Source organism: Sphingomonas donggukensis (assembly GCF_023674425.1).
GTDB classification, from domain to species: domain Bacteria; phylum Pseudomonadota; class Alphaproteobacteria; order Sphingomonadales; family Sphingomonadaceae; genus Sphingomonas; species Sphingomonas donggukensis.
The window spans coordinates 1,498,429-1,521,321 of sequence record NZ_CP098401.1; the positions used below are offsets into that span (position 1 = coordinate 1,498,429).

The 22,893-nt window shown below is 68.6% G+C and carries 26 protein-coding genes and 1 tRNA gene; 20 read left to right on the forward strand and 7 right to left on the reverse strand.

The genetic code is table 11. From position 1 onward, the window contains the following. The first annotated feature begins 14 nt into the window (after nt 1-14). The 6 genes from aroQ to M9980_RS07405 all read left to right on the forward strand — a co-directional run bounded on the left by aroQ (nt 15) and on the right by M9980_RS07405 (nt 4,422). A complete protein-coding gene (gene aroQ, locus M9980_RS07380; protein ID WP_250748309.1) occupies nt 15-449 on the forward strand; it encodes a type II 3-dehydroquinate dehydratase in 435 nt (144 codons plus the stop codon). Nucleotides 450-481: 32 nt separating this feature from the next. Further along, nucleotides 482-973 carry an acetyl-CoA carboxylase biotin carboxyl carrier protein gene (gene accB, locus M9980_RS07385; protein WP_250748328.1) on the forward strand — a complete coding sequence of 164 codons (492 nt, stop codon included), beginning with the start codon at nt 482-484 and terminating at the stop codon, nt 971-973. Nucleotides 974-975: 2 nt separating this feature from the next. Then, complete coding sequence (accC, locus tag M9980_RS07390) at nt 976-2,334, forward strand: acetyl-CoA carboxylase biotin carboxylase subunit (RefSeq protein WP_250748347.1); 1,359 nt, start codon at nt 976-978, stop codon at nt 2,332-2,334. Further along, nucleotides 2,331-2,627, forward strand: coding sequence for a putative quinol monooxygenase (locus M9980_RS07395; RefSeq protein WP_250748350.1), 297 nt, complete (start codon nt 2,331-2,333; stop codon nt 2,625-2,627). Before accC ends, M9980_RS07395 begins: the two co-directional genes overlap by 4 nt. Continuing rightward, nucleotides 2,624-2,968, forward strand: coding sequence for an arsenate reductase (glutaredoxin) (arsC, locus tag M9980_RS07400; RefSeq protein WP_250748351.1), 345 nt, complete (start codon nt 2,624-2,626; stop codon nt 2,966-2,968). Before M9980_RS07395 ends, arsC begins: the two co-directional genes overlap by 4 nt. A gap of 113 nt (nt 2,969-3,081) precedes the next feature. Further along, nucleotides 3,082-4,422: a phospholipase D-like domain-containing protein gene (locus M9980_RS07405; protein ID WP_250754828.1), complete on the forward strand. Its 1,341-nt coding sequence runs from the start codon at nt 3,082-3,084 to the stop codon at nt 4,420-4,422. Here M9980_RS07405 and M9980_RS07410 read toward each other — a convergent pair. After that, nucleotides 4,409-4,846 (reverse strand): PAS domain-containing protein, encoded by a 438-nt coding sequence (locus M9980_RS07410; protein WP_250748364.1) that lies wholly within the window; start codon nt 4,844-4,846, stop codon nt 4,409-4,411. The two genes, M9980_RS07405 and M9980_RS07410, sit on opposite strands and share 14 nt — an antisense overlap. Before the next feature lie 95 nt (nt 4,847-4,941). Here M9980_RS07410 and purL point away from each other — a divergent pair, with 95 nt between their 5' ends. Continuing rightward, nucleotides 4,942-7,176, forward strand: coding sequence for a phosphoribosylformylglycinamidine synthase subunit PurL (gene purL, locus M9980_RS07415; RefSeq protein ID WP_250748377.1), 2,235 nt, complete (start codon nt 4,942-4,944; stop codon nt 7,174-7,176). A gap of 172 nt (nt 7,177-7,348) precedes the next feature. Here the strand turns inward: purL and M9980_RS07420 are convergent, their stop codons facing one another. Further along, nucleotides 7,349-7,969 (reverse strand): Tim44/TimA family putative adaptor protein, encoded by a 621-nt coding sequence (locus M9980_RS07420; RefSeq protein ID WP_250754830.1) that lies wholly within the window; start codon nt 7,967-7,969, stop codon nt 7,349-7,351. Nucleotides 7,970-8,206: 237 nt separating this feature from the next. On the opposite strand from M9980_RS07420, the gene secB reads away from it, so the two are divergent. From secB to trpS, 3 genes are all read left to right on the forward strand, one after another. Continuing rightward, nucleotides 8,207-8,716: a protein-export chaperone SecB gene (secB, locus tag M9980_RS07425; RefSeq protein ID WP_250748380.1), complete on the forward strand. Its 510-nt coding sequence runs from the start codon at nt 8,207-8,209 to the stop codon at nt 8,714-8,716. Between the two features lie 80 nt (nt 8,717-8,796). Further along, entirely contained in the window at nt 8,797-10,362 is a 1,566-nt protein-coding gene (gene murJ / locus M9980_RS07430; protein WP_250748396.1) for a murein biosynthesis integral membrane protein MurJ, read from the forward strand. 8 nt (nt 10,363-10,370) lie between these two features. Then, nucleotides 10,371-11,375 carry a tryptophan--tRNA ligase gene (trpS, locus tag M9980_RS07435; protein ID WP_250748397.1) on the forward strand — a complete coding sequence of 335 codons (1,005 nt, stop codon included), beginning with the start codon at nt 10,371-10,373 and terminating at the stop codon, nt 11,373-11,375. Nucleotides 11,376-11,380: 5 nt separating this feature from the next. Here trpS and M9980_RS07440 read toward each other — a convergent pair. The 4 genes from M9980_RS07440 to mutM form a co-directional block, all read right to left on the reverse strand. Then, a tRNA-OTHER gene (locus tag M9980_RS07440) sits at nt 11,381-11,460 on the reverse strand. Nucleotides 11,461-11,578: 118 nt separating this feature from the next. Further along, on the reverse strand, nt 11,579-12,922 hold the full coding sequence (gene dnaA, locus M9980_RS07445; RefSeq protein ID WP_250748417.1) for a chromosomal replication initiator protein DnaA: 1,344 nt from the start codon (nt 12,920-12,922) through the stop codon (nt 11,579-11,581). A 478-nt stretch (nt 12,923-13,400) separates the two neighbouring features. Further along, on the reverse strand, nt 13,401-13,664 hold the full coding sequence (gene rpsT, locus M9980_RS07450; RefSeq protein ID WP_250748420.1) for a 30S ribosomal protein S20: 264 nt from the start codon (nt 13,662-13,664) through the stop codon (nt 13,401-13,403). Nucleotides 13,665-13,772: 108 nt separating this feature from the next. Continuing rightward, complete coding sequence (gene mutM, locus M9980_RS07455; protein ID WP_250748437.1) at nt 13,773-14,585, reverse strand: bifunctional DNA-formamidopyrimidine glycosylase/DNA-(apurinic or apyrimidinic site) lyase; 813 nt, start codon at nt 14,583-14,585, stop codon at nt 13,773-13,775. A 56-nt stretch (nt 14,586-14,641) separates the two neighbouring features. Here mutM and M9980_RS07460 point away from each other — a divergent pair, with 56 nt between their 5' ends. The 10 genes from M9980_RS07460 (at nt 14,642) to M9980_RS07505 (ending at nt 21,985) form a co-directional block, all read left to right on the forward strand. Continuing rightward, nucleotides 14,642-15,373 (forward strand): class I SAM-dependent methyltransferase, encoded by a 732-nt coding sequence (locus M9980_RS07460; protein ID WP_250748440.1) that lies wholly within the window; start codon nt 14,642-14,644, stop codon nt 15,371-15,373. Nucleotides 15,374-15,380: 7 nt separating this feature from the next. Continuing rightward, nucleotides 15,381-16,928 carry a 2-polyprenylphenol 6-hydroxylase gene (gene ubiB, locus M9980_RS07465; RefSeq protein WP_250748453.1) on the forward strand — a complete coding sequence of 516 codons (1,548 nt, stop codon included), beginning with the start codon at nt 15,381-15,383 and terminating at the stop codon, nt 16,926-16,928. 177 nt (nt 16,929-17,105) lie between these two features. Continuing rightward, nucleotides 17,106-18,137: a hypothetical protein gene (locus M9980_RS07470; RefSeq protein WP_250748455.1), complete on the forward strand. Its 1,032-nt coding sequence runs from the start codon at nt 17,106-17,108 to the stop codon at nt 18,135-18,137. Beyond that, nucleotides 18,134-19,309, forward strand: a complete 1,176-nt coding sequence (gene coaBC / locus M9980_RS07475; RefSeq protein WP_250748462.1) for a bifunctional phosphopantothenoylcysteine decarboxylase/phosphopantothenate--cysteine ligase CoaBC — start codon at nt 18,134-18,136, stop codon at nt 19,307-19,309. The genes M9980_RS07470 and coaBC overlap by 4 nt, the downstream gene beginning before the upstream one ends. Before the next feature lie 49 nt (nt 19,310-19,358). Continuing rightward, the gene (locus tag M9980_RS07480; protein WP_250748465.1) at nt 19,359-19,742 is read left to right on the forward strand and encodes a VOC family protein; all 384 of its coding nucleotides are present in this window, start codon (nt 19,359-19,361) and stop codon (nt 19,740-19,742) included. A 61-nt stretch (nt 19,743-19,803) separates the two neighbouring features. Then, nucleotides 19,804-20,247, forward strand: coding sequence for a dUTP diphosphatase (gene dut / locus M9980_RS07485; protein ID WP_250748467.1), 444 nt, complete (start codon nt 19,804-19,806; stop codon nt 20,245-20,247). Beyond that, nucleotides 20,244-20,633: a hypothetical protein gene (locus M9980_RS07490; protein WP_250748469.1), complete on the forward strand. Its 390-nt coding sequence runs from the start codon at nt 20,244-20,246 to the stop codon at nt 20,631-20,633. Before dut ends, M9980_RS07490 begins: the two co-directional genes overlap by 4 nt. Next, nucleotides 20,630-21,382, forward strand: coding sequence for a HesA/MoeB/ThiF family protein (locus M9980_RS07495; RefSeq protein ID WP_250748471.1), 753 nt, complete (start codon nt 20,630-20,632; stop codon nt 21,380-21,382). The genes M9980_RS07490 and M9980_RS07495 overlap by 4 nt, the downstream gene beginning before the upstream one ends. Then, nucleotides 21,370-21,669 carry a DsrE family protein gene (locus M9980_RS07500; protein WP_250754832.1) on the forward strand — a complete coding sequence of 100 codons (300 nt, stop codon included), beginning with the start codon at nt 21,370-21,372 and terminating at the stop codon, nt 21,667-21,669. Before M9980_RS07495 ends, M9980_RS07500 begins: the two co-directional genes overlap by 13 nt. An 88-nt stretch (nt 21,670-21,757) precedes the next feature. Next, nucleotides 21,758-21,985 carry a hypothetical protein gene (locus tag M9980_RS07505; RefSeq protein ID WP_250748474.1) on the forward strand — a complete coding sequence of 76 codons (228 nt, stop codon included), beginning with the start codon at nt 21,758-21,760 and terminating at the stop codon, nt 21,983-21,985. A 21-nt stretch (nt 21,986-22,006) separates the two neighbouring features. Here the strand turns inward: M9980_RS07505 and galU are convergent, their stop codons facing one another. Then, nucleotides 22,007-22,876 carry a UTP--glucose-1-phosphate uridylyltransferase GalU gene (gene galU / locus M9980_RS07510; protein ID WP_250748476.1) on the reverse strand — a complete coding sequence of 290 codons (870 nt, stop codon included), beginning with the start codon at nt 22,874-22,876 and terminating at the stop codon, nt 22,007-22,009. Between the last annotated feature and the right edge of the window lie 17 nt (nt 22,877-22,893).

Below are 22,893 nucleotides of genomic sequence, written 5' to 3' on the forward strand. Positions count from 1 at the left end.
CGAAAGGCTGTTTCTTGGCCGACACCGTCTATGTCCTGAACGGCCCGAACCTGAACCTGCTCGGCATGCGCGAGCCGGAGATCTACGGCGCCGATACGCTCGACGATATCGCCGGAATGCTCGAGGACCGCGCCCGCGAACACGACGTGGAAATCGACCTGCGCCAGTCGAACCACGAGGGGCATCTGGTCGACTGGCTGCACGAGGCGCAGGCGCATGATGCAAAGGCGGTGATCCTGAACGCCGGCGCCTTCACCCACACCTCGATCGCGCTGCACGACGCGATCAAGGCGATCCGCACGCCGGTGATCGAGGTGCACCTGTCCAACCCGCATGCCCGCGAGGACTTCCGCCACCTGAGTTATGTCGGTCGTGTCGCACGCGGAACCATCGCGGGGTTCGGCGCGCTTTCCTACCTTCTCGCGCTAGACGCCGCCGTCCGCTTCTGACAGAGGCACCCGCTTTCGAAATCGAGGGGCAAATGAGCGACAAGACCAACCCATCAGGGGGCATGCACGTCGATATCGAGCTGGTCCGCCAGCTCGCGCAGGTGCTCGACGAAACCCAGCTGACCGAGATCGAGGTCGAGGACGGCGACCGCAAGGTGCGCGTCGCGCGCCAGGCCGCACCGGCGCCGCAACAGGTGGCCTATGCCCCCGCGCCGGCACACGCCCCGGTTCCCGCAGCCGCCGCACCGACTGCCGCCGCGCCCGAGGCTGCACCTGCGCCGGTCGCCGCTGCCAATGCGGTCAAGTCGCCGATGGTCGGTACCGCCTATCTGGCGCCCAACCCCGAGGCGAAGAACTTTGTCAGCATCGGCCAGTCGGTCGCCGCCGGCGACACGCTGCTGATCGTCGAGGCGATGAAGGTGATGAACCCGATCACCGCGCCCGCCGCCGGCACCGTCAAGGCGATCCTGGTCGAAAGCGGCCAGCCGGTCGAGTTCGATCAGCCCCTGGTCGTCGTCGAGTAATCATGCCCAAGATAAACAAGCTCCTGATCGCCAACCGTGGTGAGATCGCGCTGCGCATCCACCGTGCCTGCCACGAAATGGGGATCAAGACCGTCGCGGTGCATTCGACCGCCGACGCCGACGCCATGCACGTGCGGCTGGCGGACGAGGCGATCTGCATCGGGCCGCCGTCGGCGACCGACAGCTATCTGAATATCCCGAACATCATCTCGGCAGCCGAGATCAGCCACGCCGATGCGATCCATCCGGGCTATGGATTCCTCAGCGAAAACGCCAAGTTCGCCGAGATCGTCGAGGCGCACGGCCTGATCTTCGTCGGGCCGAAGCCCGAGCACATCGTGACGATGGGCGACAAGATCGAGGCGAAGCGCACCGCCGGCGCGCTCGGCCTGCCTTTGGTCCCCGGCTCCGACGGCGCGATCAGCGATATCGAGGAAGCCAAGGCGATTGCCGAGAAGGCCGGCTATCCCGTCATCATCAAGGCGGCGTCGGGCGGCGGCGGGCGCGGCATGAAGGTCGTGACCTCGCCCCAGGACCTCGAAGCGCAGATGCTGCAAGCGGGCAGCGAGGCGAAGGCCGCGTTCGGCGACGCCACCGTCTATCTCGAAAAATATCTCGGCAACCCGCGCCATATCGAGATCCAGATCTTCGGCGACGGCAAGGGCAACGCGATCCATCTGGGCGAGCGCGACTGCTCGCTCCAGCGCCGCCATCAAAAGGTGCTGGAGGAGGCCCCCTCCCCCGTCCTGTCCGCCGAGGAACGCGCGCGGATCGGCGGCGTGTGCGCGAAGGCGATGGCCGACATGGGCTATCGCGGTGCGGGCACGATCGAATTCCTGTGGGAAGACGGCGAATTCTACTTCATCGAGATGAATACCCGGCTGCAGGTCGAGCATCCGGTGACCGAGGCGATCACCGGCCTGGACCTGGTCCGCGAGCAGATCCGCATTGCCGAAGGGGAACCGCTGACGCTGCGCCAGGAGGACGTCGTTTTCCGCGGCCACGCGATCGAGTGCCGCATCAATGCCGAGAATCCGCGCACCTTCGCGCCCTCGCCCGGACTGGTGAAGGGCTATCATGCGCCGGGCGGCATGCACGTCCGGGTCGATAGCGGCCTGTACGCCGGGTACCGCGTGCCGCCCTATTACGACAGCATGATCGCCAAGCTGATCGTGTACGGTACCACCCGCGCCGGCGCGCTGCGCCGCCTGCGCCGCGCGCTGGAAGAGTTCGTGGTCGATGGTATCACCACGACCATCCCGCTCCATCAGGCGCTGCTCGACGATCCGGAGTTTCAAGCCGGCGACTATACGATCAAGTGGCTGGAGGAATGGCTCGCGAAGCAGGATCCCGCGGCGTGATCCTTGTGACGGGCAGCGTGGTCGCGCGGCCCGACACTTTCGCCGACGTACTGCGGCTGTCGCTGGAGCATGTGCATCGCTCCCGGACCGAGCCAGGCTGCATCGCCCACGCCGTGCACCGCGATTGCGAGGACGATCTGCGGCTGGTGTTCGTCGAGCGCTGGGCGGACATGGCGGCGCTCACCGCGCATTTCGCGGTGCCGGCGTCGCGGGCGTTCGGCAAGGCGCTGGCAGGGCTCGCCGCGCGGGCGCCCGACCTGCAGATCTACGACGCGAGCGAAATCCGTCCATGAAGGCGACCATCTGGCACAACCCGCGCTGCGGCACATCGCGCAAGACGCTGGACATCCTGCGCGAGACGCCGGGCGTCGAGGTCGAGGTGATCGAGTATCTGGCGACGCCGCCCACCCGTGAGACGCTTGCGGCGCTGTACGCTCGCGCCGGCATGACCCCGCGCGACGGCTTGCGCGCGAAGGAGCCGCTGGCGACCGAGATGGCGCTTGCGTCGGCCAGCGACGACGCCATCCTCGATGCGATGATGGCGCACCCGATCCTCATCAACCGCCCGCTGGTCGCGACCGACAAGGGCGTCCGCCTGTGTCGGCCGCAAGACGTCGTGAAGGAAATCCTGTGAGCGAGACCCCGCCCGTCCTGGTCCCCGGCGAAACCTGCTGGCGGATCGAGCAGGCGACGCGCGCCACCGTCATCGTCGATGCCGACGATTATTTCCGCGTCGCGCGCCGCGCGATGGTGGCGGCCAAGCACCAGATCCTGCTGATCGGATGGGACTTCGACGCGCGCATCCGCCTGGGCGGCAGCGAGCCGCCCGAGGACGACGGGCCCGAGGAAGTCGGCGACTTCATCAGCTGGCTGATCGAACGCACGCCGACGCTGAACGTCTATCTGCTGCGCTGGGACGTCGGCGCGCTCAAATCGCTGACGCGGGGCAAGACCGCGCTGACCGTGCTGAATTGGATGCGCCACGACCGCATCCACACCAAGCTGGACGGCCACCATCCGACCGGCGCGTCGCACCACCAGAAGATCGTGGTGATCGACGACTGCCTGGCCTTCTGCGGCGGTATCGACATGACCGCGGGCCGGTGGGACACGCGCGCGCACCGCGACGACGATCCCTTGCGCGTGCTGCCGAACGGCGACGCTTACGAGCCATGGCACGACGCGACGACCGCGTTGCAGGGGCCGGTCGCGGCGGCGCTGGGCGAATTGTCGCGCGATCGCTGGGCAGTCGCCGGGGGCGATCCCATCGACGCCCCGCCCGAGACGCAGGGGTGCTGGCCGGACGGCCTGCCGGTCGATTTCACCGACCTGCCCGTCGCTATCGCGCGCACCGTGCCCGAGATGGACGACCAGCAGCCGGTCCACGAGATCGAATCGCTGTACCTGGCGGCGATCGCGTCGGCCAAGCGCTTCATCTACGCCGAAAGCCAGTATTTCGCGTCGCGCCGCGTCGCCGAGGCGATCGGCAAGCGGCTGCAGGAGCCCGACGGTCCCGAGATCGTCATCATAAACCCCGAAAGCGCCGATGGCTGGCTGGAGCCGCTGGCGATGGACACCGCCCGCGCACGGCTGGTCGAGGCGCTGCGCCGCCGCGATCCGCACCGGCGGCTGCGCCTGTTCCTGCCCTTCACCGCCAAGGGCGAGGCGATCTACGTCCATGCCAAGGTACTGGTGGTCGACGAGCGGCTGCTGCGCGTCGGCTCGTCGAACTTCAACAACCGGTCGATGCGCCTGGACACCGAATGCGACGTCGCGCTGACCGCGGGCAACCCCGCGACCGCGGCGTGCATCGCGCGGATTCGCGACGGCCTGATCGCCGAGCATCTCGGGCGGTCGGTGGACGAGGTTGCTGAATCGCTGGCGACGACGGGATCGCTGATCGCCACGATCGAGCAACTGCGCGGGCCAGGCCGGACGCTACGCGACTATGTGGTGCCCGAATTGTCGTCGGTCGAGGAATGGCTGGCCGACAACGAGGTGCTCGATCCCGAGAACCCCGACGACATGTTCGAGGCGACGACCGGCGGGCTCCTTCGCGGGCTGGCGCGGCGCGTCAGGGGCGGATGACGCCCGCCGCGACGTCGGCGGTGATATCCTGTTTCAGCCCGTAGAGGTGGGTCGCGCGCCCGCCGGCATGCGCGGTGTCGGCGGTCAGGCGCATCCAGCGTTCGGCCCCGTCGGCGCGGACGATCCGCGCCTCGAACGTGAAGCTGCCGCAGGTCGCGATCGCGTGGCTGCGCAGATAGTCGAGCATGGTGCGCGATTCGGGGGCGTACATCGCGACGATCTCGCGCCGGTCGAGCCGGTGCTCGCGGGGCACCCCGAACAGCGCGAACACGCCCGGCGCCCAGGTCAGCGAATCATCCGCCAGGTCGCACTGCCACGCAGCGGGCAGGCTTTCGAGCGGGCCGGCGTCAATGGTTTCCCCCGCCCGCGCAACGGGTTGCGGCGCAAGGATTGCGGGTGCCGTGAAGGTGAGCCGCTGCGTCATGCATTCCCCGTAATGCCCAGTGGTAAACAGGGTATTCGCGAGCCGGTCGCGCGGCAAGGTGACGCGGGCGCCGCGGCTGGCTAAGGGGTGCGGCCATGACCGGAATCACGCCCCAAATCGTCGCCGATCACGGCCTGTCCCCCGACGAATATGATCGCGTGCTGCACGCGCTGGGGCGCGAGCCGAATCTGGTCGAGCTCGGCATCTTTTCGGTCATGTGGTCCGAACACTGCAGCTACAAATCCAGCCGCATCCACCTGAAAAAGCTGCCGACAACCGGCCCGCAAGTCATCTGCGGCCCCGGCGAGAACGCCGGCATCGTCGATATCGGCCCCGACGCGGACGGCCGCGCGCAGTGCGCGGTGTTCAAGATGGAGAGCCACAACCACCCGTCGTACATCGAACCCTATCAGGGCGCGGCGACCGGGGTCGGCGGTATCCTGCGCGACGTGTTCACGATGGGGGCGCGGCCCGTCGCCAACATGAACGCGCTGCGCTTCGGGTCGCCCGACCATCCGAAGATGCGCCACCTGATCGCCGGCGTCGTCCACGGCATCGGCGGCTACGGCAATTGCGTGGGCGTGCCGACCGTCGGCGGCGAGGTGAATTTCCACCCCGCGTACGACGGCAACATCCTGGTCAACGCCATGACGGTCGGCGTCGCGCATACCGACAAGATCTTCTATTCCGCAGCGTCGGGCGTCGGCAATCCGATCGTCTATGTCGGGTCGAAGACCGGGCGCGACGGCATCCACGGCGCGACGATGGCGAGCGCCGATTTCGGCGAGGACGCGGACGCCAAGCGCCCGACCGTGCAGGTCGGCGACCCTTTCACCGAGAAGCTGCTGATCGAGGCGTGCCTGGAGCTGATGGCGACCGACGTGATCGTCGCGATCCAGGACATGGGCGCCGCGGGCCTTACCTCCTCCTCGGTCGAAATGGCGTCGAAGGGCGGGGTCGGCATCGAGTTGGTGATGGACGACGTCCCCCAGCGCGAGGAGGGCATGACCCCGTACGAGATGATGCTGAGCGAAAGCCAGGAGCGGATGCTGATGGTGCTGAAGCCCGGCCGCGAGGCCGAGGCGGAGGCGATCTTCCGCAAATGGGAGCTGGATTTCGCAGTCATCGGGCGGGTGACCGACACCGGTCGCATGGTCCTGAAATTCCAAGGCGAGACTGTGTGCGACATCCCGCTGGGGCCGCTGGCCGACGATGCGCCCGCCTATGACCGCCCCTGGGTGCCGACCCCGGCGAGGCAGGCGATCACCGACGCGCCGGAGACCGACGATCTCGCCGCCGATCTCATCACGCTGATGGGCTCGCCCGACCTGGCCAGCCGGCGGTGGATCTGGGAACAGTACGACCACATGGTCGGCGGCGACACGGTGCAGCGCCCCGGCGGCGATGCCGCGGTGGTGCGCGTCCACGGCACGCGCAAGGGCCTCGCGATCGCGACCGACTGCACCCCACGCTACTGCTTCGCCGACCCGGTCGAGGGCGGAAAGCAGGCGATTGCCGAGACCTGGCGCAATCTGTGCGCGGTCGGTGCGAAGCCGCTGGGGGCGACCGACTGCATGAACTTCGCCAACCCGCAGCGCCCGGAAATCATGGGGCAGTTCGTCGGCTGTATCGAGGGGATGGCCGAGGCGTGCCGCGCGCTCGACTTCCCGATCGTGTCGGGGAACGTCAGCCTGTACAACGAGAGCAAGGCGACCGGCGGCGGCAGCGCGATCCTGCCCACGCCGGCGATCGGCGGGGTCGGCTTGCTCGACGATTACGAGGCGTCGGCGACGATCGCGTTCAAGGGCACCGGCGACGTGCTGGTCGTGATCGGCGATCGCCGCGGCGATCTGGGCCAGTCGCTATGGCTGCGCGAGATCAAGGGCCGCGAGGACGGTCCGCCGCCGCGCGTCGACCTGGCCGCCGAGCGCCGCGCCGGCGATTTCGTTCGCGCCCAAATCGGCAAGGGCGCGCTGACCGCGGTGCACGACGTGTCCGATGGCGGGCTGATCGTGGCGGTCGCCGAAATGGCGCTGGCCGGGGGCATCGGCGCGATGCTGTCGCTGCCCACGCCGCGTGGACTCGCCGCGACCTATTTCGCCGAGGACCAAGGGCTGTACGTCGCGACCGTCGACGACGCGCACTTGCTCGATTTCCTGAAGGCGTCGACCGAGGCGGGTGTCGAGGTCGAGCGAATCGGCCGCACGATCGCCGGTCGGATCATCGTCGAATGCCACGATGCCGACCACGTCGTGCCGCTGGAGACGTTGCGCGCGGCGCACGAAGGGTTCTTCGCGGCGCTCATGGGGCCGACGGCGGTAGCGGCTTGAGCGTGTCGAAGCTGAGCCGGTCCAAGTGATCGGTTCAACCTGCGGCAACGGTAAGAATTAGAGGGCTGATCGTCGCCCTCGCCCGTTGGTTTCGAGCGTAGCCGAGAAACGCTGCGCTCCGATCGTGGCTGTTTCTCGACTTCGCTCGAAACGAACGGCGTGAGTAAAACCCTCACACCTCGTCGGTGTCGGCCAGCTTCCAGTTGGGATCGTCGCTCTTCAGCGTGCGGCGGAAGGTCCAGGCGTCGTGCGTCTCGACCGCGTCGGTCATCGATCCGGCAATGACGACGCCGCCCTTGTCGCGAGTGATCGCGGCGATGTCGGCGTCGAAGCGCATCGTGATGCTGGCGACACGGCCCGTGACCGACGCCTCGGCGATGGCGGCGCGCTCGATCGCGACCAGGCGGTTCTCCAGCGTCTCGCCCGCTGCTTCGCGCGCGTCGATCGCGGCGAAGAATTCGGCGCGGACCTCATCCTCCAGCAGCCAGCCGAGCGTGTCCTTGTCGCCCGCCCAGAACGCCTCGAGGATCATGCGATAGGCCGACTTCGCCCCGTCCACGAACTGCGCCACGTCGAAGCCGGGATCGGCCTGGACGATCGCGCGCAAACCACCCTCAGCACCGCTCTCGATCGCCTTGGGCGCCGGCTCGCGCACGTCGGCGGGCACGTCGATCGTGCGCGGCGGCTGGTTGATGCCCAGCCGCTCCTCGACCGGCTTGGCCAAGGTCTGCTCGTGCCCGGTCCGCTTGCCCAGCACCGAGTACAGACGCAGCGCCAGGAAACCGGCGACCATCGCGAGCAGGATGACGTAAAAGGACACTCGACCTCCACAACGGGGCACGCCGCCCCAGATACGCAACCGCCAACATAGGCGTTCGGCGGCTCAACTACAAACCGGCGTTACGCGGAGCCGCCCTAACGCGACGTTGAAACCGCCCGCCGCGGCTGCTAGTCGCCCGACCTGATTTTTCACGCCGGGCCACAACCGCAAACGCATCACCGGTCCCAAGCGTTGCACGAAGGAAGCATCATGGCAGACGAGAATTTCGGCGCGGGCGGCGAACCGCTGGCAAATGGCGCGGATACGGCCCCCGTGGCGGGTGTGATCTCGCAATATGTGAAGGACCTGTCGTTCGAGAACCCGAACGCGCCCGCGATCTACCAGACGCCGGGCGCGCCGAAGATCGACGTCGGCTTCAACATCGGCGCCGCCAAGGTCGGCGAGGACGTCCACGAGGTCATGTTGAAGATCGACGTGCGCGCCGAGACCGAGGATGGCCAGGCCGCGTTCGTCGTCGACCTGACGTTCGGCGGGCTGTTCGGCCTGCGCAACATCCCCGACGAGCATGTCCAGCCGTTCCTGCTGGGCGAGGCGCCGCGCATCCTGTTCCCGTTCGCGCGCCGCATCGTGGCTGACGCCGTCCGTGACGGCGGCTTCCCGCCGCTGCTGCTCGATCCGATCGATTTCGGCCAGCTGTACATGCAGCAGCTCGCCGAGCAGGGCGCGCTGGCCGAGGGCGAGCCGGCGGGCCAGGCGTAAGACTTCGATCCTGTCGCCGCGCGTGCTTCGGGACGCGCGGCGGGGATGACCGGTATGACGGCTGAGCGGGGGCGACCCAGATGAACCTTGCGCGGTCGCTCGGATCGATCGGCGGGCTGACGCTGATCAGCCGCGTGCTAGCACTGGTGCGCGATTCGCTGCAGGCGACGTTCGTCGGCGCGGGGTTCGCGTCGGACGCGTTTCTGGTCGCGTTCCGGCTGCCGAACATGTTCCGCGCCTTGTTCGCGGAGGGCGCCTTCTCCGCCGCCTTCATCCCGATGTTCAACAAGAAGGTGGCCGAGGGCGACGGCCTGCCCGCGGGCCTCGCCTTCGCCGAGCGCGCGCTGTCGGTGCTGTTCCCGATCGTCGTCGCCTTCACGGTACTGCTGATCGTCGCGGCGTGGCCGGTGACCTGGCTGCTGTCGGGCGGGTTCAACGATCCGACACCCGCACAGTTCGACTTCGCGGTAATGCTGTCGCGGATCACTTTGCCCTATCTGGCGCTCATCAGCCTGGTGTCGCTGTTGGGTGGCATCCTCAATTCGCTCGACCGCTTCTGGGTCAACGCCGCCGCCCCCATCCTGCTCAACGTCGCGATGGTCGTCGGTCTGTGGTTCTTCCACGGGCCCGACCCCTATGCGACCGCGCGGGTGCAGGCGATCGCGGTGACGGTCGGCGGTGCGCTGCAGCTCGCGTGGCTGATGTGGGCGTGCCGCAGTGCGGGCGTGTCGCTGAAGCTGCGCCGCCCGCGGATCGACGACGACGTGCGCCGCCTGCTGAAGCTGATCGGCCCTGCAGCGCTCGGCGCCGGCGCGGTGCAGGTCAATCTGCTGGTGTCGACGGCGATGGCGGGCGCGCTGCTCGATCCCGGCGCGATTTCGTACATCTATTACGCCGACCGGCTGAACCAGCTGCCCCTGGGGCTGATCGGTATCGGGCTCGGCACCATCCTGCTGCCGACCGTTTCACGGCTGCTGAGCCGGGGCGAGGATGCCGCGGCGATGGAAACGCAGAATCGGGGCATCGAACTCGCGCTGTTCCTCACCCTGCCCGCCACGGTCGCCTTCCTGGTGGCGGCCGAGCCGATCATCCGCGGGCTGTTCGAACACGGCGCGTTCACCGCGATTGACACGACGCGGAGCGCCTGGGCGCTCGCCGCCTTCTCGGTCGGCTTGCCGAGCTATGTGCTGGTGAAGGTGCTCACCCCCGGCTTCTACGCGCGCGCCGATACGAAGACGCCGGTGCGGTTCGCGACGATCTCGGTGGCGGTGAACCTCGTCCTCAACCTCGCGCTTATCCCACTGATCGGCCATGTCGGCCCGCCGCTTGCGACTGCGATCGCGTCGACGGTCAACGTCGTGATGCTGTATCGGACGCTTGCCAGGCGCGAGCATTTCCACGCCGATGCGCGGCTGCTGCGTCGCCTGCCTAGGTTCCTGGTTGCCGCGGTGCTGATGGGGGCGGCGCTCTACGGCGGGGAAGCGCTGCTCGATCCGTATCTGACCGCGACCTTCTGGATCCGCGTCGCGGCGCTTGCCGTGCTGGTGTCGGCGGGGGCGGCTGTCTATGGCATCGCGTGCTTCGTCACCGGCGCCTACCGCGTCGCCGACCTGAAGGCGCTCGTTCGGCGCCGCTCGCAGACCTGAGGACCATCATGCGCATCCTGTCCGGCATTCAGACCACCGGCAACCTCCACCTCGGCAACTATCTGGGCGCGATCAAACAGTGGGTGGCGATGCAGGACAGCGTCAGCGCGGAAGGCGGCGACTGCCTGTTCTTCCTCGCCGACCTGCATTCGTTGACCGGCGACGTCACGCCGGCCGAGCGCGCATCGACCACCATCGAAATGGCGGCGACGCTGCTGGCGGCGGGAATCGACGACCGGTCGATCCTGTTCAACCAGGCGCGCGTGCCGGCGCACAGCGAGCTCAGCTGGATTTTGCAGGGGACGGCGCGGATGGGCTGGCTCAATCGCATGACGCAGTGGAAGGACAAGGCCGGCAAGAACCGCGATGGCGCGCCGGTCGGGCTGTTCACCTATCCCGTGCTCCAGGCCGCCGACATCCTGCTGTACCAGGCGACGCACGTGCCGGTCGGCGAGGACCAGAAGCAGCATCTGGAACTGACCCGCGACGTCGCTGAGAAATTCAACGCCGACGTCGGCGCGGATATCTTCACCCTGCCCGAGCCGCTGATCTCGACCGCGGCACCGCGGATCATGAGCCTGCGCGACGGCACGGCGAAGATGTCGAAGTCCGATCCGTCGGACATGAGCCGCGTGAACCTGATCGATTCGGACGATGTGATCGCGCAGAAATTCCGGAAAGCCCGCACCGATGCGGAGCCGCTCCCCGATACGTTCGCGGGGCTGGCCGAGCGGGCGGAGGCGCGCAATCTGGTGACGATCTACGCAGCCCTTGCCGACATGGCGCCGCAGGCGGTGGTGGAGCGGTTCGCGGGGCAAGGCTTCGGGGCGTTCAAGCCGGCGCTGGCCGACCTGGCGATTTCGGTGCTCAGGCCAATCCGTGAGCGGCTGACCGGGTTGCTGGATAATCGCGACACGGTAGGTGCAGAACTGGCCAAGGGCGCGGCGCGAGCCAATGCGCTGGCGGCGCCGACCTTGCGGGCGGCGCAGGAAGCGGTGGGGTTGCTGGTCTAGTCGATTGCCAACGACAGGGATCGAACCTGCACCCCGTAACCGGGGACCGCTGTAGCGATACGTCTATCCATTCCGTCACGCTGGCAGGGCGACCTTAGCCGAAGTCCAGATAGCCCGCCACGCCGTCAGCCGGAGCGGCTGCGCCGCGCCGCTGCCCGCCGTGGCGAGTCGGCGATTTGCTTGAGCAAACCGCGCGCCGCCCGTCAGCGCTCCAGCTGCCGCAACAGCGTGTTCACCGCGCCGTCGATGTCTCGGTCGGTGCCGCGGAGTTCCTCGATGCGGCGGACGGCGTGGATGACGGTGGAATGATCGCGGTTGCCGAACTTGCGGCCGATTTCCGGCAGCGAGCGCGTCGTCAGGCGCTTGGCGAGGTACATCGCGATCTGGCGCGGGCGTGCGACGGCGACGGCGCGGCGGGCGGAGAGCAGGTCGATCGGCTTCAGGTCGAAATGGGTCGACACCGCCTTCTGGATCTCGTCGATCGTCACGCGGCGCTGGGCACCCCGCAGCACTTCGCCGAGAGTCGTCACCGCGAAGTCGAGCGTGATCGTCTCGCCCGTCAGCTGGGCATAGGCGACGACGCGGGTCAGCGCCCCCTCCAGCTCGCGGACGGAGCCGGTTATACGGGTCGAAAGCAGGTCGGTGACGTCGGCGGGGACCGCGGCGTCGGGCGTGTCGTCGAGCTTCCGGGCGAGGATCGCGCGGCGCAGCTCCAGCTCGGGCGGCTTGATGTCGGCGACCAGGCCCGACCCCAGGCGCGACAGCAGCCGCGGCTCGACGCCGTCGAGCGTCATCGGGCTGCGATCGGCGGCGATCACCAGCCGTTTGCCGGCGCCCATGAACTCGTTGACGGTGTGGAAGAATTCCTCCTGCGTCGCGTCCTTGCCGGCGATGAACTGCAGGTCGTCGATCATCAGCAGGTCGACGCCGCGCAGCCGCGCCTTGAAAGCGTGGGTGTCGCGGGCACGCAGCGCCTGGACGAATTCGAACATGAACCGCTCGGCCGGCATGTACAGCGCGGTCGCGTCGGGATTGGCGTCGAGGAACGCGTGGCCGATCGCGTGCATCAGGTGGGTCTTGCCCTGCCCGGTGCCCGAATGGAGGTACAGCGGGCTGAACCGTGGGCGGCCGGGCTCGGCCAGCGCCTTTGCCGCATTGAACGCGACGCGGTTCGACGCATCGACGACGAATCGGTCGAAGGTGAAGCGCGCGTCGAACTGCGGCGCAGTGCTGCGGGCGGGCGCGCGGGCCGGTTCCTCGCGGACGATCGGAGTCTCGACTACCAGCTTGCGAACGGGCCGCGCCTCGCTGATCGTCTCGACGGTGACCGAGCGGACGCCGGGGAGGATCGCGCGGAATTCGTAGAACAGCCGGTCGGAATAATGGCTCTTCACCCAGGTCGCGGCGAAGGCGCTCGGCAGCCCCAGGCGAATCGATTCGGCGTCGCTGCCCTCGATCAGCTCGGCGGGCTTCAGCCACTGGTCGAACAGGCGCTGCCCGGCCGAGTGGCGCAGGTTCTGACGAACGCGCGCCCAGGCCTTGCCCACGACGTCGTCCGCTTCCCCAGTCCTTGCCACCGAAACCACCACAGACACGCCCTCTCCGTCGCCCCGACGCCACGCGCCGGTGCCCAAGTCGATCAAACCGCAAATCCCCCGCGGACGAACACCCCCGTTCATCGCCCGCACGTCCACCCAAGGCTGGATGTCCCAGGCAGCGAGCGCCGCCCGGAGCGTCTGTTTGAAACGCTTGGGGCGGGCGATCAAGCGCCGGCCTGTAAAGATTCTGAAATAAAGGGAATTGACACACGGATTCCCGCGGGGAAATTATTTTATCCGGCAAAATCAATGTCTTGTGAACTTTGAAGCAGATGGCTCTTCGCGAATCGGCGGGAATCCTCGGCTTTGCAAAAAACGTCCGAAACCGCGTTCGCCAAGCGTTCCGACGCGCCCCCGCGCGAACAAAAAAAGACCCCGCCGGGATCGTCCCGGCGGGGTCTTGTTGAAAGCCGAAGCGGCGGGCGAATCAGCCCAGGGCCGCTACCCGCTTGGTCAGGCGCGAGAATTTACGCGACGCGGTATTCTTGTGCAGCACGCCCTTGGCAACGCCGCGCGCCAGCTCCGGCTGAACCTGTGCGATGGCGGCGGTGGCGGCATCCTTGTCGCCCGCGGCCAGAGCCGATTCGAGCTTCTTCACGAACGTCCGGATACGGCCCACGCGGGCACCGTTGATCTCCGCGCGACGGTCGTTGCGCCGGATACGCTTCTTCGCCTGAGGCGTATTCGCCATTGCTTCAAAATCCTGCTGTCTTGAGGGCGCGCGGAAAGCCTCCACGAGCCGGGAAAGCGCGCCCTGTAACCGCGCCTCGCGATTCGGTCAACCAGTCAGCGTTGGCGCTCACCGCTGGCAGGCCGGGCACCAGAAGGTCGATCGCCCGCCCTCGGTATAGCGACGGACGGTGCCGCCGCACGCGCACGGCTCCCCCTCGCGCCCGTACACCTTGAACTGTTTCGAGAAATAGCCGAGCTCGCCGTCAGGCCGGGCATAGTCACGCAGAGTCGATCCGCCCGCGTCGATCGCCGACAATAGCACGGCGCGGATCGTCTCGACCAGCCGGTCGAGCCGCTTGCGCGCGATCTGCCCGGCGGGGCGCGACGGGCGGATGCCGGCCTCGAACAGCGCCTCGCAGACGTAGATGTTGCCGAGCCCCGCGACGACGCGCTGGTCGAGCAGCAGCGCCTTCACCGGCGCGATTCGGCCTTCGAACGCCGCCTCGAGATAGGCACCGGTCAGTTCTGGGCCGAGCGGCTCCGGACCCAGCGCACGGAACGGCGCCCAGTCGTCGAGCACCGCGGTCGCCATCAGGTCGAGCGACCCGAACCGCCGCGGATCGTTGAGCGCGAGGTGCCGCCCGGCGTCGGTGTCGATCAGCAGGTGGTCGTGCGGCAACAGGTCCGCCGGATCGACGCGCCACCGCCCCGACATGCCCAAGTGGAAGACCAATGTGTCGCCGCGGTCGGTGTCGATCAGCCCGTACTTGGCGCGCCGGTGCAGCCGCGTGACGGTGGCGCCGGTCAGCCGCTGGCCAAGGTCGGCGGGCATCGCGCGACGCAGGTCGGCGCGACGCGGCGTGACGCGGGCGATGCGATGGCCGAGCAGCACGGGCTCCAGCCCGCGCACGGTCGTCTCGACTTCGGGAAGCTCAGGCATGAGGCGCAGCTAGGTTGCGTTTGCTCCCCCCACAAGGCTTCGCTATCGCCGCCGCCATGACCGACATCGTTTCCTTCGGCTACGAAGACATCCCCGCGACCGAGAAGACTGCCCGCGTGGGCGAAGTCTTCGCCGGCGTCGCCAGCCGCTACGACCTGATGAACGACGCCATGTCGGGGGGCATGCACCGGTTGTGGAAGGACCGCTTCGTCGCGCGGGTGAAACCGCAGGCGCACGAACAGATCCTCGACATGGCCGGCGGCACCGGCGACATCGCGTTCCGGCTGGCTAAATCCGGAGCGGCGATCACGGTCGCCGACATCAACCCGGCGATGCTCGACGTCGGCATGGAGCGCGCCGCCGAGCGCGGCTTCGACGGACTCGTGTGGACCGAGGCCAATGCCGAGGACCTGCAATTCCCCGACCGATTCTTCGACGCCTACACCATCGCCTTCGGCATTCGGAACGTGACCGACATCCCGAAGGCGCTGCGGGAGGCGCACCGCGTGCTGCGCCGTGGCGGGCGGTTCTACTGCCTGGAATTCTCGACCACGACCTGGCCGGGGTTCAAGGACGTGTACGACGCCTATTCGCACAAGGTCGTCCCGAAGCTCGGCAAGCTGCTGGCGAACGACGAGGACAGCTATCGCTACCTGATCGAATCGATCCGCCGCTTCCCCGACATGCCGACGTTCAAGGGCATGATCGCCGACGCCGGGTTCGTGCAGACCAAGGTCGAGCCACTGCTCGGCGGGCTGGTCGCGATTCATTCGGGCTGGAAGATTTGACCCGCCCGTGACGTCGTCTGTCACCCATCTCTGGCGGCTCCTGAAATGGGGGCGCATTCTCGCGCGGCATGGGGCGCTGCGCGGGATCGAGCGCGATCCCAACACGCCGGCCGCGGTGCGGCGGTTGGCGCGCGTGGCCCGTTTCGGCGCGCGCGTGCCGAAGGTGCCGCGCTATGCCGATGCCTTCCAGGCGATCGGGCCGGCGGCGATCAAGCTCGGGCAGACGCTGGCCACCCGTGTCGACCTGATCGGCGAGGATGCCGCGCACGACCTGATGCGATTGCAGGATTCGCTGCCGCCGGTCCCCTTCGACACGATCCGCGCCGCGATCGAGGCGAGTTTCGGGCGACCGCTGACCGATCTCTACGCCTCGGTAGAAGAATCGCCGATCGGCGCGGCGTCGATCGCGCAGGTCCACCGTGCGGTGACGACCGACGGGCGCACCGTCGCGATCAAGGTGCTGCGCCCCGGCGTCGAGGCCGAGTTCGCGCGCGCCATCGCCACGTATGAATGGGCTGCCGCTCAGTTGGAGGGGCTTGGCGGCGAGGCGTCGCGCCTGCGCCCGCGGCTGGTGATCGAGACGTTCAAGCGCTGGACTGCGCGCGAACTCGACCTGCGGCGCGAGGGTGCGTCGGCGTCGGAACTCGCCGAGGGGATGGAGGCCGAGCCCGATTTCCACGTCCCCGCGATCGACTGGGAACGCACGACCGGCAAGGTGCTGACGCTGGAGTGGGTCGACGGCATCAAGCTGAACGACCGCGCCGCACTGGTCGCCGCGGGATACGACATGGCGGCGATGGCGAAGCTGATCGTGCGATCGTTCCTGCGCCAGGCGATTTCGGAAGGATTCTTCCACGCCGACATGCACCAGGGCAATCTGTTCGCGCTGCCGGGTGCCAATGGACACGCGCGCATCGCCGCGATCGATTTCGGGATCATGGGCCGGATCGACCGGCGCGCACGGGTGTGGCTGGCGGAAATCCTCTACGGCCTGATCACCGGCGACTATAAGCGCGTGGCCGAGATCCATTTCGAGGCGGGCTATGTGCCCTCGCACCACAATATGGCCGAGTTCGCAACGGCGCTGCGCGCGGTCGGTGAGCCGATGCGCGGGCGCCCGGTCAAGGACATGTCGGTCGGCGCGATGCTCGACGGGCTGTTCAGCATCACCCGCGATTTCGACATGCAGACCCAGCCGCACCTGCTGCTGCTGCAAAAGACGATGGTGGTGGTGGAGGGCGTCGCCACCCGGCTCGATCCCGACATCAACATGTGGGAGACGTCGGGCCCGTTCGTGAAGGAATGGATCCGCACCGAACTGGGCCCGGAGGCATGGGCCGCCGACCGCATCGTCGCGGACCTGAAAACCTTTGCCCGCCTGCCCGACCTGATCCGCAACATCGAGGCACGCTATCCCGCCCCCGGCGGCGCGCCGCCTGCGCCCCCCTTGCGCGAGATAGAGGTCGTGCGGGTCGGCGGCGGCTGGCGCTATGCGGCAGTCGCGGTGTTGGCGGCGCTGGCGGGCGCGGCGGGGGTTTGGGGCTTCCTCGGATGAGCCGGTGGCCGTTCGTTTCGAGCGTCGTCGAAAATCCGGCTTCAGGCGCTGTCCGGCGTTTCTCGACTACGCTCGAAACGAACGGTTAGGGGCTGAAATTTGGCCCGAGTACGTCCCCCCTTCTGGCTCGCCGCCCCGAGCCGCTTCGCTGGTTTCGACCGCCGTCGTGCGACATGGGTGGCGGCCCTACTCGCGCTGTTGCTGATCGCAGCGCTCTCCGCCCTGGCAACGCCCAGCCCCGCCCCCGACAGCCCGGAGGCGAATGCGCAGGTTACCGATCTGCTGCTCTATGAGGGCATCATCGCCGGTCTGCGCGCGGGCGGGGATTATTATCAGGTCGCCGCCGACGCGTTGCGGTCGGGCAGCTATCCGTTGCGCCCCTTCGTCACGTTCCGGCTGCCGGTTCATGCGGTGGTGCAGGCAGCCCTTCCGCCGATCGTCACGCTCGCCCTGCTCTATGCGTTGGCGTTGGGGGTGATGGCGGCGTGGTGGCGGCGGCTGGCGCCGGCGTTGGCGCGGCCACCGGCGCGGGTGGCGGCGATGCTGCTGCTGGCTGGCGGGATGGTCGTTTTCGTCCAGAGCGGGCTGATCGCCTTTCCCGAAGTCTGGTCCGCGCAACTGACCGCGCTCGCGCTGGCGGTTCGGAGGCCGGGGCATTGGATCGCGGCACTGGCGCTCGCGCTGATCGCGATGCTGGTGCGCGAGACTGCGGCGCTGTTCGCGGGTCTCATGCTGCTGGCGGCGTGGCGTGACGGTGAGCGGCGGGAGGCGGCGGGATGGGGCATCGCGCTCGCCGCGTTCGCGCTGGCGCTGGTTGCGCATGCGTGGGGCGTATCGCGCGTCGTCAACCCGCTCGACCCCGCATCGCCCGGCTGGAGCGGGCTGCTCGGACCCGGCTTCTTCACCCGCGCGCTGATCGATTCGACCGCGATCCAGCTGCTGCCGACGATCGTCGCCGCGCCGCTGGTCGCGTTCGCGCTGTTCGGGTGGAGCGCGTGGCGCGATCCGCTGGCCGAGCGCACGCTGGCGGTGTTGCTCGGCTACGGCGCGGCGATCGCGATCTTCGCGCGCGCCGATACCTTCTACTGGGCGCTGATGGCGGCGCCGGTGTTCCTGGCCGGCCTTGCCTTCGCGCCCGACGCGTTGCGCGACCTGTGGCGCGCGCTGCTCGACAGGCCGCGGGTGCGGGTGCAGAGAATTACCCAATGAAGCGCATCCTGCTGATCGTCGGCGGCGGCATCGCCGCGTACAAGGCGTGCGAACTCGTCCGCCTGTGCCGCAAGACGGGCATGGCCGTGACCTGCGTCCTGACCGATGGCGGCGCGCATTTCGTAACCCCGATGACGCTCGCGGCCCTCAGCGAAAACAAGGTCTATACGACCCTGTGGGATCTGAAGGACGAGGCCGAGATGGGCCATATCCAGCTGAGCCGCCAGGCCGATTTGATCGTCGTCGCCCCCGCCACCGCGGACCTGATCGCGCGGATGGCCGGCGGCCACGCCGACGACCTCGCCACCACCCTGCTGCTGGCGACCGACACGCCGGTGCTCGCCGCGCCCGCGATGAACGTGCGGATGTGGCAGCATGCCGCGACCGCCCGCAACGTCGCCACGCTGCGCGGCGACGGCATCACCGTCATGGAGCCGGACGAGGGCGCGATGGCGTGCGGCGAGTTCGGTCCCGGTCGTTTGCCTGAACCCGAGGCGATCTTCGCGGCGATCGAGCGACATTTCGCCGGCACCGGGCCGCTCTCCGGCAAGCATGTGCTGGTGACGGCCGGACCGACCCACGAACCGATCGACCCGGTACGCTACATCGCCAACCGATCGTCGGGGAAACAGGGCTTCGCGATTGCCGCGGCGCTGGCCGAGGCGGGGGCGCGGGTGACTCTGGTCGCCGGCCCGGTCGCGCTGCCGACCCCGTCCGGCGTAACGCGCATCGACGTCGAAACCGCGCGCGCGATGGCCGACGCGGTCGCCGCCGCCCTGCCCGCCGACGCCGCGATCATGGTCGCCGCGGTTGCCGACTGGCACGTCGCCGCGGCCGCTCAAAAGCTGAAGAAGGGCGACGCGCCCCCCGCCCTCGCCCTCACGCCCAATCCGGACATCTTGGCAGGGCTCGCCGCCAACCAGCAGCGCCCGCGCCTGCTGGTCGGTTTCGCCGCCGAGACCGAGCGCGTGGTCGAACACGCCACCGCCAAGCGCACGCGCAAGGGCGCCGACTGGATCGTCGCCAACGACGTGTCGGGCGACGTGATGGGCGGCGACCGCAACACCGTGCATCTGGTGACCGCGACCGGCGTCGAGGACTGGGAGCCGCTCCCCAAGGCCGACGTCGCCCGCCGACTGGTCCAGCGGATCGCGGTCGCACTGGCGGATTGACAAGTTCCTCCTTTGTTCTCATCCTGAAACAACGAACGGGAGCAGGACGATGGACCATTATGTCACGCTGGGCGCGATCGATCCGGTAGCGTCATTCGCCTTCTACGATGCAGTGTTCGCGACGATCGGCTTTGCCAAGCGCATGGAGTTTCCCGGCTGGCGCGCCTATTCGGCAGGTGGCGGCGACGCCGGCCTGACCGTCTGGATCGTCACGCCGTTCGACGGGAAAACCGCTACTGCCGGCAACGGCGTGATGATCGGGCTGGCCGCTCCGTCGAGAGCGGCGGTGGACGCCTTCCACGCCGCGGCGATGGCGCACGGAGGGGCCGAGGAGGGCGCGCCCGGCGAACGCCCCAACTACGGTCCGAACTGGTATGCGGCGTACGTCCGCGACCCCACGGGCAACAAGCTGGCCGTGGTGCACAACGGCTGACGCTTGTCCGGGGTGGTTTCGAAGCCTACCTGCCGATCGACGATTTGGGGGCACGAGCCACATGCAGGACATCGCGATTTCGGTGAAGCGACTGGCGCACGGCGACGGCCTGCCGCTGCCCGCCTACGCCACCGCCGGCGCGGCGGGGATGGATGTGGTGTCGGCAGAGGATGTGACGCTTGCACCCGGCGCGCGGGCGGCAGTGGCGACGGGGTTCGCGATGGCGATACCGGTCGGGTACGAGGTTCAGGTGCGCCCGCGCTCCGGCCTCGCGCTGAAGCACGGCGTCACCTGCCTCAACACCCCCGGCACCATCGACAGCGACTATCGCGGCGAGGTAAAGGTGGTCCTCGCCAATCTGGGCGACGCGGCGTTCGTGATCGCGCGCGGCGACCGGATCGCGCAACTCGTCCCCGCCCCGGTCCAGCGCGCCCGGCTGGACGAGGTCGTCGATCTCGACGAGACAGTACGCGGGGTCGGAGGATTCGGATCGACGGGACGATGATGCTGATCGCTGCCTTGCTGCTGGGGGTGCAGACCGCACCGCCGCCGGTCGTCGCAACCGATGCACCGCCGCCGCTCGCCGCGCTGCCGTCGTTGCCGCCGCTGCCGTGGAAGACCGCGCCGGCGGTCACGCCCGACATGGGCGACTTCATCGCCGATGAAGTCCGCGCCGGGCGCTGCACGCTGCCGACGGGCGCGCTCAGGATGGAATTCGCGGTGCTCGTGCGCTCCGACGGCGGGGTGCGTAGCGTCGTACCGCGCGCCATCGCCTGCCCCAATGTCGAGCAATATGGCGCGGGGCTCGTCACCAGCTTCGCGCGCAACAACCTGCGCCTGCCCGCCGCGGGCTGGTACCACGCCGACCTGACGATCGCCTGGAGCCGATGACGCTGACCGACGCGGAGCTTGACCGCTACGCACGCCACATAGTGCTGAAGGAAGTGGGCGGCGCCGGACAGGCGCGGCTGAAGGCGGCGCGCGTCGCGGTGATCGGCGCCGGCGGAATCGGATCGCCGGTCATCCAGTATCTTGCCGCCGCGGGGGTCGGCACGCTGACGCTGGTCGACGACGACCGGGTCGACCTGTCGAACCTCCAGCGCCAGACGTTGTTCGGCGACGGCGATGTGGGCGCGCCAAAGGTGGCGGCGGCGCAGGCGGCGGTCGCGCGCCTGAACCCGGGCGTCACCGTGCACGCAACGCCCGTTCGGATCGACGCGGCCAACGCCGCCGCCATCCTGTCCGGCCACGACGTGGTCGTCGACGGCTGCGACAATTTCGCGACGCGGCTGGCGGTGGCAGATGCGTGTCTAACGGCGCGCATCCCGCTCGTCTCCGCCGCGGTCGCGCAGTTCGAGGGGCAGCTGGCGGTGTATCGCGGGTGGGAGCCGACGCTCCCCTGCTACCGCTGCCTCGTCGGCCACGATCCCGACCGGGCGGAAGCGAGTTGTGCCGAGGCGGGTGTGCTCGGCGCGCTGACCGGGGTCATCGGCAGCCTCGCCGCGCTCGAGGCGATCCGCAGCATCGTGCCGTTCGGCGACGATCCCGCGGGCCGGCTGCTGCTGGTCGATGCACTCGCCTTCCGCTTCCGCACCATCGCGCTGCCCAAGGATCCGGGGTGTCCGGCATGCGCGGGCTGACGACCGTGGTGGCGGGCGCCGACGCGGCGCGATTCGACGCCGCGCTGACGATGGCGAACGCGCAGGCGGCGCTCGGCGCGCGAGCGCGGCTCTACCTCCACGACTCGGCGGTGACGCTGCTGGCGCCGGGTCCGCTGCTGGCGATGGCGCTGGAACTGGGGGTTGCGGTCGTCGCCTGCCAGTCGGCGCTGGCGGAGCACGGCGTGGCGCTGCCCGACGGGGTCGAGGCGGGAGGAATGATCTCGCTTTTCAGCGACTTGGGGGACGATCGCCTGGTCGTTGCCTGATGCGGCCGAATTGGAACAATCTTCGCTAAAGGCGCGTTCGGCGCGCGTGGTATGCATCGCCACGCGTTCAGCGTTGAAGGGGTCCGAAATGGCGCAGGCAAGCGGCAGCGCACAGCTGATAACGGCATTCGATCCGGTCGCGGCACCCGCCGTCCCCACCACGGTCGACCAGGCGATTTCGCAGTGGAGCCGATTGCCCGAAGCCTCGCAGGCAGAGGCGCTGTTGCTGATCTACGAATCCGAATCGCAGCGACCGCGCATCCTGGGGCGCTCGGCCATCGTCCAACTGGCCGGATCGCGCCCCGCTCGCGACTGAGGCCTCCCGCCCGGGCGCGAATCAGCCCAGTTCGGCGCGCGCGAAATCGCGCACCGCGCCGCCGATATCCTCCCGCGCCAGAGCGAGCGCGATGTTCGCCTGGATGAAGCCCGCTTTGTCGCCGCAGTCGAAGCGGCGTCCGGCGAAGGTCAGGCCGTGGAACGGCTGGTCGCCGATCATCCGCGCCATCGCGTCGGTCAGCTGGATCTCGCCACCCGCGCCTTTCTCCTGCCCCTCGAGCACGCGCATCACCTCGGGCTGGAGGATATAGCGACCGATCACCGACAGGTTCGACGGTGCCGTGCCCGGCTTCGGCTTCTCGACCAGCCCCTGCACTTGCGTCAGCGCGCCGCCACGCGCGCCCGGCGTGATGACGCCGTACATGTGGGTCTGGTCATGCGGCACTTCCTGAGCGCAGATCATGTTGCCGCCGGTGCGGTTGTAGGCGTCGACCATCTGCTTCAGGCAGCCCGGCTCCCCGACCATCAGGTCGTCGGCCAGCAGCACCGCGAACGGTTCGTCGCCGACGATGTCGCGCGCACACCAGACGGCATGGCCGAGGCCCATCGGCTCCTGCTGACGTACATAGGCGACCGCGCCGGGCTTCAGCCGGGTCTGGTGCAGCAATTCCATAGACTTGCCGCGCTGCGCCATAGTCGTTTCGAGTTCATAGGCGACGTCGAAATGATCCTCGATCGCCGACTTGCCGCGCCCGGTGACGAAGATCATCTGCTCGATCCCCGCCTCCAGCGCCTCGTCCACCGCGTACTGGATCAGCGGGCGATCGACGACAGGCAGCATCTCCTTGGGCAACGCCTTCGTCGCGGGGAGGAACCGGGTGCCGAGTCCACCGACGGGGAACACGGCCTTGCGCAGGGGTTTGAAGGTCATGTCAGCGCCCCTAGTCG

Coding starts and splice junctions, on each gene's coding strand:
- arsC (WP_250748351.1), top strand. CDS start 2,624: ATGAAGGCGACCATCTGGCACAACCCGCGCTGCGGCACATCGCGCAAG.
- coaBC (WP_250748462.1), top strand. CDS start 18,134: ATGAAGCGCATCCTGCTGATCGTCGGCGGCGGCATCGCCGCGTACAAG.
- M9980_RS07420 (WP_250754830.1), bottom strand. CDS start 7,969: ATGGTCGCCGGTTTCCTGGCGCTGCGTCTGTACTCGGTGCTGGGCAAG.
- accB (WP_250748328.1), top strand. CDS start 482: ATGAGCGACAAGACCAACCCATCAGGGGGCATGCACGTCGATATCGAG.
- galU (WP_250748476.1), bottom strand. CDS start 22,876: ATGACCTTCAAACCCCTGCGCAAGGCCGTGTTCCCCGTCGGTGGACTC.
- M9980_RS07480 (WP_250748465.1), top strand. CDS start 19,359: ATGGACCATTATGTCACGCTGGGCGCGATCGATCCGGTAGCGTCATTC.
- rpsT (WP_250748420.1), bottom strand. CDS start 13,664: ATGGCGAATACGCCTCAGGCGAAGAAGCGTATCCGGCGCAACGACCGT.
- secB (WP_250748380.1), top strand. CDS start 8,207: ATGGCAGACGAGAATTTCGGCGCGGGCGGCGAACCGCTGGCAAATGGC.
- M9980_RS07505 (WP_250748474.1), top strand. CDS start 21,758: ATGGCGCAGGCAAGCGGCAGCGCACAGCTGATAACGGCATTCGATCCG.
- M9980_RS07405 (WP_250754828.1), top strand. CDS start 3,082: ATGGTGGCGGCCAAGCACCAGATCCTGCTGATCGGATGGGACTTCGAC.
- murJ (WP_250748396.1), top strand. CDS start 8,797: ATGAACCTTGCGCGGTCGCTCGGATCGATCGGCGGGCTGACGCTGATC.
- M9980_RS07490 (WP_250748469.1), top strand. CDS start 20,244: ATGATGCTGATCGCTGCCTTGCTGCTGGGGGTGCAGACCGCACCGCCG.
- M9980_RS07500 (WP_250754832.1), top strand. CDS start 21,370: ATGCGCGGGCTGACGACCGTGGTGGCGGGCGCCGACGCGGCGCGATTC.
- M9980_RS07495 (WP_250748471.1), top strand. CDS start 20,630: ATGACGCTGACCGACGCGGAGCTTGACCGCTACGCACGCCACATAGTG.
- mutM (WP_250748437.1), bottom strand. CDS start 14,585: ATGCCTGAGCTTCCCGAAGTCGAGACGACCGTGCGCGGGCTGGAGCCC.
- dut (WP_250748467.1), top strand. CDS start 19,804: ATGCAGGACATCGCGATTTCGGTGAAGCGACTGGCGCACGGCGACGGC.
- accC (WP_250748347.1), top strand. CDS start 976: ATGCCCAAGATAAACAAGCTCCTGATCGCCAACCGTGGTGAGATCGCG.
- trpS (WP_250748397.1), top strand. CDS start 10,371: ATGCGCATCCTGTCCGGCATTCAGACCACCGGCAACCTCCACCTCGGC.
- purL (WP_250748377.1), top strand. CDS start 4,942: ATGACCGGAATCACGCCCCAAATCGTCGCCGATCACGGCCTGTCCCCC.
- M9980_RS07460 (WP_250748440.1), top strand. CDS start 14,642: ATGACCGACATCGTTTCCTTCGGCTACGAAGACATCCCCGCGACCGAG.
- M9980_RS07410 (WP_250748364.1), bottom strand. CDS start 4,846: ATGACGCAGCGGCTCACCTTCACGGCACCCGCAATCCTTGCGCCGCAA.